This window comes from Skermanella sp., assembly GCF_059503625.1.
The window spans coordinates 1-10821 of the sequence record NZ_JCACHA010000732.1 but is presented as its reverse complement, the minus strand read 5'-3'; the positions used below and the strand labels follow the sequence as shown (position 1 = coordinate 10821).

The following is a 10821-nucleotide window of genomic DNA, read 5'->3' as shown; positions in this document are numbered from 1 at the left end:
CGGCTGACCACCGAAGAGGGCGACTGGTACAACGCGGAAGAGGTCGAGACGTCGATCACCAACCTCACCAATGCCGTCGGCGATCTTCAGTACGCGTTCGTCGATATCCAGCCGCGCATCGTACGCAATCGCGAGCAGCGGACCATCGACGTCGTCTATGACATCGGCGAAGGTCCCCGGGTCTTCGTGGACCGGATCGACATTACAGGCAATGTCCGCACGCTGGACAAGGTAATCCGGCGCGAAATGGCCCTGGTGGAAGGCGACCCGTTCAATACGTCCAAGCTGCGCCGGTCCGAGCGCCGCATCCGCGATCTCGGCTTCTTCGAGCGCGTCAACATTACGACCGCCGAGGGCGTCCAGCCTGATCGTTCCGTCATCCAGGTCGACGTCCAGGAACAATCTACCGGTGAAATCGAGATCGGTGCCGGCTTCTCGACCATCGACGGCCCACTGGCGAACTTCGGCATCCGCGAGCGCAACCTTCTAGGCCGCGGACAGGACCTGCGCTTCTCCGCCACTGTGTCGGGGCGCACCCAGGAGTTCGACCTCAGCTTCACCGAACCGTACTTCCTGGAGCGCGATCTGGCGGCCGGCGTGGATGTCTTCCGCATCACCCGCGACAACCAGGACGAAAGCTCCTACGACGAAGCCAACACCGGCATCGGCTTCCGCTTGGGTTATCCGCTGACCGAGCGGTTGAGGCAGCGCCTCAACTACACGCTTCAGCAGACCGAGATCGAGAACGTCGCTGCCGACGCATCCCGCTTCATCCGTGAGCAGCAGGGTACCCGGATCGTCTCGCTGGTCGGCCAGGAATTGATGTACGACGCGCGCGACAGCCGCATCAATCCGACCGAAGGCTACTTCATCCGCCTCAACAACGAGATCGCGGGTTTGGGCGGCGATGCGCGGTTCTCCCGCAATAGGCTGGGTGCCGGTGTCTACTTCCCGGTCACCGAAGGAACCGTGCTGAGCTTCCTGGGCGAAGTCGGCTACATCATCGGCATCGGTCAGGACGTCGCGATTTCAGACCGCTTCTTCCTGGGCGGCGACAGCCTGCGCGGCTTCGCTCCTGCCGGCGTAGGCCCTCGTGAGCTGAACAGCGACGACTCCCTCGGCGGCAACCGGTTCGCCCGTGCCAGCGCCGAACTAGCCTTCCCGATCGGTCTGCCGGATGAGTTCGGGGTCACCGGCCATACCTTCGCGGATATCGGCACGTTGAGCGAAGCTGACGCTACACCGATAGCCGGTGAGCGGTTGGTCGATGACAACTCCCTCCGCGTCGCCGCCGGCTTCGGTATTTCCTGGCGGTCGCCGCTCGGTCCGATCCGCGTCGATCTGGCCTTCCCGATCATCAAGGAAGACTACGACAAGGTGGAAGAGTTCCGTTTCAGCTTCGGAACGCGGTTCTGATCCATGGTGGCTGAACTTCCGCTCCGGCGTCGTCTCTTCCCGGGCTTGGCCGGCATCGCGATGGTTCTCTGCCTCATGGCAGGGCAGCCTCGCGGTGCCTTGGCCGAACTTCCCGCCTCGGTCGTCGCCGTTGTGGACGTTCAGTTCATCCTTCAGGAGGCGGCTGCTTCGAAGAACATCCAGAAGCAGCTCGAAGCGCAGCGCGAGACTTATCAGAACGAGATCTCCAAGCAGGAAGACAGGCTTCGTGCGGTCGAGCAGGAGTTGAACCGCCAGCGATCAGTCCTGTCTCCCGACGATTTCGGCCAGAAGCGGCGGGAGTTCGAGCAGCAGGTCGCCGACGTCCAGCGTACCGTCCAGGCACGCAAGCGCGTCCTGGATCAGGCCTTCAACGAGTCCATGACCAAGGTCCGGGATACAGTTCTCCAGATCGTGACCGAAGTGGCCGGAGAACAGAAGGCGACGCTGGTCCTCGCGAAACAGCAGGTGGTGCTTGCGGAGAAGTCCCTGGACCTGACATCGGCCGTGCTTGAGCGGGTGAACAGAAAATTGCCGACGGTTCCGGTAACGGTACCCAAGAGTTGACTTGACCCAGGGCCTGTATCCGAGGCAAAGGCAACCATCGAAACCTCATAAAGAAGGGAGCCATGCCGGATCCTCGCTTTTTCACCGTTGCCGGACCCTTCACGCTCCAGAAACTGGCCGCTATAGCCGGTGCGGAGATAGGTCCCGGAGCGGACCCGGACACGGTATTCACCGACGTGGCTCCACTCGACGCCGCTGGCCCGACCGATGTCAGCTTCCTTGACAACAAGAAGTATGTCGACGCTTTCAGAGCAAGCCGAGCGGGAGCTTGTCTGGTTCACCCCGATGTCGTGTCGCGCGCTCCCCAGGGCATGGCGCTGCTGGTGACCCGCAAGCCCTATACCGCCTACGCCCTTGTGGCCCAGGCGTTCTATCCGCTGCCGGCTCCCCGTTCCGGTGTCGCCGCCGGCGCCACCGTCGATCCAACCGCCGAAATCGGCGAGGGGACGGAAGTCGCAGCCGGTGCCGTGGTCGGTGCGGGTGCCCGGATCGGCGAACGGTGCCGGATCGCATCCAATGCCGTGGTCGGCGAACGGGTCGAGATCGGCGACAACACTACGATCGGCGCCTGTGCGTCGCTCAGTCACTGCCTGATCGGCAGCCGCGTCAACATCTATCCGGGAGTCCGGATCGGAACGGACGGCTTCGGATTCGCGATGGACCCGACGGGTTTCGTCCGGGTTCCCCAGCTCGGCCGCGTGATCATCGAGGACGATGTCGAGGTCGGTTCCAATTCGACCATCGATCGCGGCGCCGGACCCGATACCGTGATCGGGCGCGGGTCGATGATTGATAATCTGGTCCAGATCGGGCACAACGTGACCATGGGGCCGGGATGCGTCATCGTCGCGCAATCCGGTATCTCCGGGAGTACGCGGCTTGATCACCATGTCGTGCTGGCGGCACAGGGCGGGATCGCCGGGCATCTGAAGATCGGCGCCGGCGCCAGGATCGCGGCAAAATCCGGCGTCATGCGCGACGTTCCGGCTGGAACCGAGGTTGGAGGGTATCCGGCGGTTCCCATGAAGCAGTGGCTGCGTCAGGTAGCGACCCTGGGAAATCTGATCCGCGGGAACCGGTCCCGTCTCAAGGAAGAATAGTTATGGAAGTCACATCTGAGAACAAGACGGCGGAAAACGCCCCTGGCATAGATATCGATATCCTGCGTGTCATGGAAATGATCCCGCATCGCTATCCTATGCTGATGATCGACCGGGTCACGGATGCCATTGCCAACGTCAGCGCCGTCGGCATCAAGAACGTGTCGATCAACGAGCATTTCTTCCAGGGCCACTTCCCGCAGCGGCCGGTCATGCCGGGCGTCCTCATCGTGGAAGCCATGGCCCAGACGGCGGGCGTCCTGGTGGTCCATACCCTGGGTGCCGAGTCCGAAGGCAAGCTGGTCTACTTCATGTCGATCGACGACGCCCGCTTCCGGCGTCCGGTGACGCCGGGTGACACCGTTCATATCCATGTTACGAAGATCCAGCACCGGCGCAATGTCTGGAAGTTCAAGGGCGAGGCCAAAGTAAACGGTGCACTCTGCGCCGAAGCGACCTTCGCCGCCATGATCCTGGATGAGTGAGCAGGCAGCATGACAGTATCCATCCACCCCCACGCGATCGTCGACCCGGCCGCCCGGATCGGCGCATCCGTTACCATCGGCCCGTTCTGCGTGGTCGGTCCCGATGTGGTGTTGGAGGATGGCGTCCGGCTCCACTCGCATGTGGTCGTCGAGGGGAGAACCCGGATCGGTCCGGGCACCCAGATCTTCCCGTTCGCTTCGATCGGCCATGCACCTCAGGACTTGAAATACCATGGCGAAGCGTCCGAATTGATCATCGGCGCCAACAATCGCATCCGCGAGCACGTCACGATGAATCCGGGCACGGAAGGCGGCGGCATGGTGACCAAGGTCGGCGACAACTGCCTGTTCATGATGGCGTCCCATGTCGCGCATGACTGCATCGTCGGCAACAACGTCATCCTCGCCAACAACGCCACGCTTGGCGGTCATGTTCGCGTCGGCGACCACGCGATCCTGGGTGGTCTGTCGGCCGTCCACCAGTTCGTCCGGATCGGTGCCCATGCCATGATCGGCGGCATGTCGGGCGTCGAGCAGGATGTCATCCCGTTCGGCCTCGTCATGGGTGAACGTGCCCGGCTCAATGGCCTGAACCTCGTCGGCCTTCAGCGCCGCGGGTTCGACAAGGACGCTATCCGCACGCTCCGCGCAGCCTACAAGACCCTTTTCGCGGCGGACAAGACGCTGGCCGAACGGATCGATCAAGTCGGCGAGGAATTCGGCGATCAGCCCGTAGTCGGCGACATCCTGTCCTTCATCCGCGCCGAAGCGTCGCGCCCGATCTGCCAGCCCCGCGTGGAGAATGCTTCCTAAGCTCGGCATCATCGCGGGCGGCGGCGATCTGCCGGTAAGGCTGCTGGAGGCTTGCCACTCGATCGGCCGCGAGGCCTTCGTGCTTGGCCTGGAAGGGCATGCGGAACCGGAGGGTATCGGCCGCCATGTCGATCTCTGGGTCCGCTTGGGAGCAGCCGGCACCATGCTCGACGCCCTGCGCGCCGCCGGCGCGCGCGACATCGTCCTGGCCGGCCGGGTACGCCGTCCCAGCCTTGTCGAGCTTAAGCCGGATTGGCGGGGCGCCCGCTTCTTCGCCCGGATCGGCGCCCGCGCGCTTGGCGATGACGGGCTGTTGAAGGCGGTGACGGCGGAGCTTGAAGGCGAGGGCTTTCACGTGGTGGCGGCCCATGACGTATTCCGAGATCTTCTGACACCGGCGGGGCCGTTGGGCGGTCTCAAGCCCGATGAGCAGGCCGAAGGAGATATCGCGCGCGGTGTCGCCGTGATCCGCGCCCTGGGGCCTCTGGATGTCGGCCAAGCCGTCATCGTTCAGCAAGGCCTGGTGCTCGGTATCGAGGCGATCGAGGGTACCGACGCCCTGATCGAGCGCTGCGCGACCCTGCGCCGCGACGGTCCCGGCGGCGTGCTGGTCAAGATGACCAAACCCACGCAGGATCTTCGTTTCGACCTGCCCACAGTCGGCGTCGTGACGGTGGAGCGGTGCGCCGCCGCAGGCCTGCGCGGCATCGCGGTCGAAGCAGGCAAGACCATCGCGCTGGACCGGGATGCGATAGCATCACAGGCCGACCGGCTCGGTCTTTTCGTGGTTGGATTGGACAACACCTCGTGAGTTCCGAAACAGGACCGTTGGTCTTCCTGATCGCCGGCGAACCTTCCGGCGATCTGCTCGGCGCGCGCCTGATGGCCGCCATGAAGCGCAAGGCGGACGGCCCCATCCGCTTCGCCGGGATCGGTGGCGACCGTATGATCGCGGAGGGGCTGGAAACCCTGTTCCCGCTCCACGAGCTGTCGCTGATGGGCATCGCCGAGCTTCTGCCCCGGCTGCCCAACCTGATCCGGCGGCTGAAGCAGACGGCAGTGGAGATCCGGAACAGGCGACCTGATGTCGTCGTGACGATCGACGCACCGGACTTCTGCTTCCGCATCGCCAAGCGCCTGAAAGGCTCCGGCATTCCCTTCGTCCATTACGTGGCGCCGACGGTATGGGCGTGGCGGCCCAAGCGGGCACGGAAGATCGCCGCCTTTCTGGATCACCTGCTGGCTCTCCTTCCGTTCGAACCGCCCTATTTCGAGCGGGAAGGATTGCCCTGCACCTTCGTCGGCCATTCCATCGTGGAGGGGGGTGCGGCTTCGGGAGACGCCGGCCGCTTCCGGACCAAGCACGGGATCCCTCTCGGTACCCGTCTCCTGACGGTCCTGCCCGGCAGCCGCCGGAGCGAGATCAGCCGCCTGCTGCCGGACTTCAAGGCGACGCTGGAGCGTCTGGCGCCGAGCCATCGTGGCCTTGTCGCCGTCGTTCCTACCGTGCCCCACGTGCGCGACACGGTTGCGGCCGAGGTCGCGGGGTGGCCGGTACCGGTAATCCTGGTCGAGGGAGACCAGGACAAGTACGATGCCTTCGCCGCGTCGGAAGTGGCGCTGGCGGCGTCGGGAACCGTAGCATTGGAATTGGCGCTGGCGCGGCTGCCGGCTGTCATCGCTTATCGGATGCACCCGGTCACCGTCGGACTTTACCGGCGCTTCATCCACGTCAAATACGCCAACTTGGTCAACATCATGCTGGACCGGATGCTGGTGCCGGAGTTCCTTCAGGAAAACTGCACGCCGGAAAACCTGGCGGACGCGGTCGGCAGACTGCTCGACGATCCCGCCGCCCGCTCGGAGCAGCGGGATGGAGTCGCCGAAGTCGCGCGCTGGCTGGGGCAGGGAGGTCCGCCGCCGAGCGAGCGCGCGGCAGACGTGGTATTCGGCATACTCGAAGGCCGGAACGGCACGTCAAACGTTGATACGGTATCCAAGAAAACCGGAGGGATATGAGATGGCGAATTTCCGCATGCTGCACACGATGCTGCGGGTCTATGACCTGGATAAGTCGATCGACTTCTACACCCGCTTGCTCGGCATGAAGCTGCTGCGCCGTACCGATTTCGAAGGCGGCCGCTTCACGCTGGCCTTCGTAGGCTATGGCGATGAATCGGACCATACCGTCCTGGAGCTGACGCACAACTGGGACCAGAAGGAGCCGTACCAGCTCGGCACCGCCTATGGTCACATCGCCCTCGGCGTGCCGGACATCTACGGCACCTGCAAGGAGCTGGAGGCGGAAGGCGTCAAGATCCCGCGTCCGCCCGGCCCGATGAAACACGGCACCACCGTAATCGCCTTCATCGAGGATCCGGACGGCTACAAGGTGGAACTGATCGAACGTTCGTGAAGGAAAGCTGCGGTCCGACGAACATCGTTCCGCCGAAACGAAAAGGGCGCTCCGAGGAGCGCCCTTTTTCATTGGGTTGATGCCGCAATGGGTTAGTGCCGCAGCAGGTACCAACCTATTCCGCCGACGATGGCCAGCAGGACAATCCAGCGCGCCAGCCGCAGCAGCCGCACCCGCATCGGAGCACGGTTGTCATTGGCCGCTTGAGGAAAGATGCGGGCACCGCGTGTCGTCGCGATGCTCACAGGGGGATTGCGGGCGGATCCATTGGACCCGCCCGAGCCGATATGGGAAGTGACGCGCCGGTCAGCCACGCTCGTTCTGCGGAATAAACGTCCGCTGCGTCGCACCGGTGTAGAGCTGACGCGGGCGGCCGATCTTCTGCCCCGGATCTTCGATCATTTCCTTCCACTGGGCGATCCAGCCCACGGTGCGGGCGACGGCGAACAGCACGGTGAACATGCTGGTCGGGAAGCCCATGGCCTTCAGGATGATGCCCGAGTAGAAATCGACGTTCGGGTACAGCTTCTTCTCGATGAAGTATTCGTCCTCGAGGGCGATACGCTCCAGCTCCATCGCGATATCGAGCAGCGGGTCGTTCTTGATTCCCAGATCAGCCAGCACTTCGTGGCAGGTCTCGCGCATCACCTGGGCGCGCGGGTCGAAGTTCTTGTAGACGCGGTGGCCGAAGCCCATCAGGCGGAAGCTGTCGTTCTTGTCCTTGGCGCGCTTGATGAACTCGGGGATGCGGTCCTTGTCGCCGATCTCCTGGAGCATCTTCAGCACGGCTTCGTTGGCGCCGCCATGGGCGGGGCCCCACAGGGACGCGATGCCGGCGGCGATGCACGCGAACGGGTTGGCGCCCGACGAGCCCGCCAGACGGACCGTGGAGGTCGAGGCGTTCTGCTCGTGATCGGCATGCAGGATGAAGATGCGGTCCATCGCCCGGCTCAGCACCGGATTGTTCACGTACGGCTCGCAGGGCACGCCGAACGTCATGTAGAGGAAGTTTTCCGCGTAGCTGAGATCGTTGCGCGGATACATGAAGGGCTGGCCGACCGAGTACTTGTAGGCCATCGCGGCGATGGTCGGCAGCTTGGCGATCAGCCGGTGGGAGGCGATCATCCGCTGCTTCGGATCTTCGATATCCGTGCTGTCGTGGTAGAAGGACGACAGGGCGCCGGTCACGCCGCAGAGGATCGCCATCGGGTGGGCGTCGCGGCGGAAGCCGCGAAGGAAGTAGTTGATCTGCTCGTGGACCATCGTGTGGTAGGTGATGGTCTTGTCGAAGGTGACGAGCTGTTCGGGGGACGGAAGCTCGCCGTGGAGAAGCAGATAGCAGACTTCGAGGAAATTGCAGTTCTTCGCCAGATCCTCGATCGCGTAGCCGCGGTGCAGCAGAATACCTTCATCGCCATCGATATAGGTAATCTTGGACTCGCAGCTACCGGTCGAAGTAAAACCGGGGTCGTAGGTAAAATAACCGCTATCGGCGTAAAGTTTACGAATATCTATCACTTCAGGGCCGGTAGTGCCTGGGAGCACCGGCAACGTGTAAGTCTTACCGGTGCTGTTATCAGTCAGCGTAACCGTTTTCTGGCTCATCTCGGCACTTCCTTGTGATTGCGGCATCGGGAAAACCCGTACCGTCTCATATCAAGTGAGAATAATACTGCGAAGCTGTGTTGGCAACGCAGCGCGTGGGCCTTAGCGCGGTTGCGCAATATCCGCAATGCGCGCCAGTGTTTCCGTTTTCCCTAATAACTCGGCAACCTCGAAAATTGGTGGAGAAACTGTCGAGCCGGACAGGGCCGCCCTTAACGGCTGAGCCACCTTGCCAAGCTTAAGTCCCTTATTTTCAGCGTATTGCCTCACTTCCGCCTCGATCGATGCGGCATCCCAAGCGTCGAAAGGACGCAGCCGCTCGGCCAGTTCCGCCAATACCGCAGCCCCTTCGCCGGTAACCAGATCGGCCGCCTTGTCGGTCATCTTGAGCGGCCGGGCCACTACGTAAAACTGCGCCGAGTCCGCCAATTCAACAAGCGTCTTCGCCCTTTGCTTCAGTCCCGGCATCGCCCGCGTCAACAGGTCGCGGGCCTCTGAATTCACCGGTGCGCCTGACTTGGCCTCGATGAGCGGCACGATCAGGCCGACCAGGCGGACGTCGTCAGCCAATCGCATGTAATGCGCGTTCAGGTTGTCCAACTTGGCGAAATCGAAGCGTGAAGGCGACCTTCCGATGCCGCCGAGATCGAACCACTCGACCGCCTGTTCGGTCGAGATGATCTCGTCGTCGCCATGACCCCAGCCAAGCCGAAGCAGGTAGTTGCGCACGGCTTCCGGCAAGTAACCCATGTCCCTATAGGCATCAACGCCCAGCGCGCCGTGCCGTTTCGACAGTTTCGCGCCGTCAGCCCCATGGATGAGGGGAATATGCGCGAATTGGGGCAGGTCCCAGCCCATCGCGCGATAGATCTGGATCTGGCGGAAGGTGTTGGTCAGGTGGTCGTCGCCCCGGATCACATGGGTCACGTTCATGTCGTGGTCGTCGACCACGACCGACAGCATATATGTCGGCGTGCCGTCGGCCCGCAGCAGGACCATGTCGTCGAGCTGCGCGTTCTGGACCCGCACCTCTCCCTGGACATGGTCAGCCAGGACGGTTTCACCTTCCTGCGGCGCCTTCAGCCGGATCACCGGCGAGACGCCGGCGGGTGCTTCCGCCGGGTCGCGGTCGCGCCAGCGCCCGTCGTACCGCATCGGCTGGCCGGCGGCCTTTTGTTCGGCGCGCATCGCCTCCAGCTCTTCCGGGCTGGCGTAGCAGCGATAGGCGTGGCCGGCCTCCATCATCTGGTGCGCGACTTCGGCATGGCGGCCGCGCCGCTCGAACTGCGACACGGCGTCGCCGTCCCAGCCGAGTTCGAGCCACTTCAAGCCGTCGAGGATGGCCTCGACCGCCGCTTCGGTGGAACGGGCGCGGTCGGTATCCTCGATCCGCAACAGGAAGGTGCCGCCGTGATGGCGGGCGAACAGCCAATTGAATAAGGCTGTACGCGCCCCGCCGATATGGAGAAATCCGGTGGGCGAGGGCGCAAAACGCGTGACGACGGTCATCGTTACCGCAATTCCGATCTGGACTGCTAGAATGGTTTCGGCAGACATATCACACTGGGGCCGGCCATGCACCCCAACCGGCGGAATGATGAGTAGTCACGCATCGCGGACCTCAGTTTACGGCATGGCAGCTGCGCTCGCGGGCCGCGGGTCTGGATGGCGCAACCCGCTGCGCCGCCTGGGCGCCTGCTTCGCGGCGGAGCGGGAGCGCTGGATTCTCTGGGTGCCCGCTGGCATCGGACTGGGTGTGGTCGGCTATTTCCTGCTGCCGGCCGAACCGCCGGATTGGAGCGGAGCCATTGCGGCGTCGGTGCTGGCGCTGTCGGCCGTGCTTCTGCGCCGTTTCGACCGCGCATTGCTGATTTGCCTGGTGCTGCTCGCCCCGGCTCTCGGCTTTGCCGCGGCTCAAGCGCGAACCGCGCTGGTTTCCGCTCCCATGCTGGTGAAGGAAGTCGGGCCGGTTCCGATTAACGGGCGTGTCCTCAGCATCGACAAGCTGGAAAAGGGCGGACGGGTCGTGCTGACCGACCTGTCGATTCCCCGGATCGACCCAGCGGCTACTCCCGGCCGTATCCGGCTACGCTTGCGGAATGCGCTGGAACTGCCGCAGCCGGGCGAGCGGGTCCGGATCGTGGCGGTCGTTTCGCCGCCGCCGGGACCGGTCATGCCCGGCGCATTCGACTTCGGCCGATCCGCCTTCTTCGCCGGGATCGGCGGCGTCGGCTATGCGGTCGGCAAGGCCGAGCGGATCGAAGACAGGCCGGTCGATTTCTGGACCGGCGTCATGGCGGCGGCGGAACGGCTGCGGGTGTCGATGGGGACGAGGATCGGCGAAACGGTCGGTGGGGCGGAGGGTGGCGTCATCGGCGCTTTCCTGACCGGCCAGCAGACC

General features: G+C 63.7%; 12 protein-coding genes. 9 read left to right on the top strand and 3 right to left on the bottom strand.

Annotated features, from left to right (window positions below):
- The 8 genes from bamA to gloA all read left to right on the top strand — a co-directional run.
- Positions 1-1416 (top strand): outer membrane protein assembly factor BamA (gene bamA, locus AC5JJ6_RS24930; RefSeq protein WP_496044650.1); only part of this gene is annotated, 1416 nt, incomplete at its 5' end.
- Positions 1417-1419: 3 nt separating this feature from the next.
- Positions 1420-2001, top strand: a complete 582-nt coding sequence (locus tag AC5JJ6_RS24925; protein ID WP_496044649.1) for an OmpH/Skp family outer membrane protein — start codon at positions 1420-1422, stop codon at positions 1999-2001.
- Positions 2002-2063: 62 nt separating this feature from the next.
- A complete protein-coding gene (gene lpxD / locus AC5JJ6_RS24920; protein ID WP_496044648.1) occupies positions 2064-3101 on the top strand; it encodes a UDP-3-O-(3-hydroxymyristoyl)glucosamine N-acyltransferase in 1038 nt (345 codons plus the stop codon).
- A gap of 2 nt (positions 3102-3103) precedes the next feature.
- Entirely contained in the window at positions 3104-3586 is a 483-nt protein-coding gene (gene fabZ, locus AC5JJ6_RS24915) for a 3-hydroxyacyl-ACP dehydratase FabZ (protein WP_496044647.1), read from the top strand.
- A gap of 9 nt (positions 3587-3595) precedes the next feature.
- Positions 3596-4399 carry an acyl-ACP--UDP-N-acetylglucosamine O-acyltransferase gene (gene lpxA, locus AC5JJ6_RS24910; protein WP_496044646.1) on the top strand — a complete coding sequence of 268 codons (804 nt, stop codon included), beginning with the start codon at positions 3596-3598 and terminating at the stop codon, positions 4397-4399.
- Positions 4389-5210 carry an LpxI family protein gene (locus AC5JJ6_RS24905; protein WP_496044645.1) on the top strand — a complete coding sequence of 274 codons (822 nt, stop codon included), beginning with the start codon at positions 4389-4391 and terminating at the stop codon, positions 5208-5210. The genes lpxA and AC5JJ6_RS24905 overlap by 11 nt, the downstream gene beginning before the upstream one ends.
- Complete coding sequence (gene lpxB / locus AC5JJ6_RS24900) at positions 5207-6418, top strand: lipid-A-disaccharide synthase (RefSeq protein ID WP_496044644.1); 1212 nt, start codon at positions 5207-5209, stop codon at positions 6416-6418. The genes AC5JJ6_RS24905 and lpxB overlap by 4 nt, the downstream gene beginning before the upstream one ends.
- A gap of 1 nt (position 6419) precedes the next feature.
- Positions 6420-6815, top strand: coding sequence for a lactoylglutathione lyase (gloA, locus tag AC5JJ6_RS24895; RefSeq protein ID WP_496044643.1), 396 nt, complete (start codon positions 6420-6422; stop codon positions 6813-6815).
- Between the two features lie 92 nt (positions 6816-6907).
- Here gloA and AC5JJ6_RS24890 read toward each other — a convergent pair whose 3' ends face one another.
- The 3 genes from AC5JJ6_RS24890 to gltX form a co-directional block, all read right to left on the bottom strand.
- A complete protein-coding gene (locus AC5JJ6_RS24890; RefSeq protein ID WP_496044642.1) occupies positions 6908-7129 on the bottom strand; it encodes a hypothetical protein in 222 nt (73 codons plus the stop codon).
- Entirely contained in the window at positions 7122-8420 is a 1299-nt protein-coding gene (gene gltA, locus AC5JJ6_RS24885; protein ID WP_496044641.1) for a citrate synthase, read from the bottom strand. Before gltA ends, AC5JJ6_RS24890 begins: the two co-directional genes overlap by 8 nt.
- Positions 8421-8522: 102 nt before the next feature.
- Entirely contained in the window at positions 8523-9929 is a 1407-nt protein-coding gene (gene gltX, locus AC5JJ6_RS24880; RefSeq protein ID WP_496044640.1) for a glutamate--tRNA ligase, read from the bottom strand.
- A 124-nt stretch (positions 9930-10053) separates the two neighbouring features.
- On the opposite strand from gltX, the gene AC5JJ6_RS24875 reads away from it, so the two are divergent.
- Positions 10054-10821, top strand: a 768-nt coding sequence (locus AC5JJ6_RS24875) for a ComEC/Rec2 family competence protein (protein ID WP_496044639.1), incomplete at its 3' end; no start/stop codon positions are given.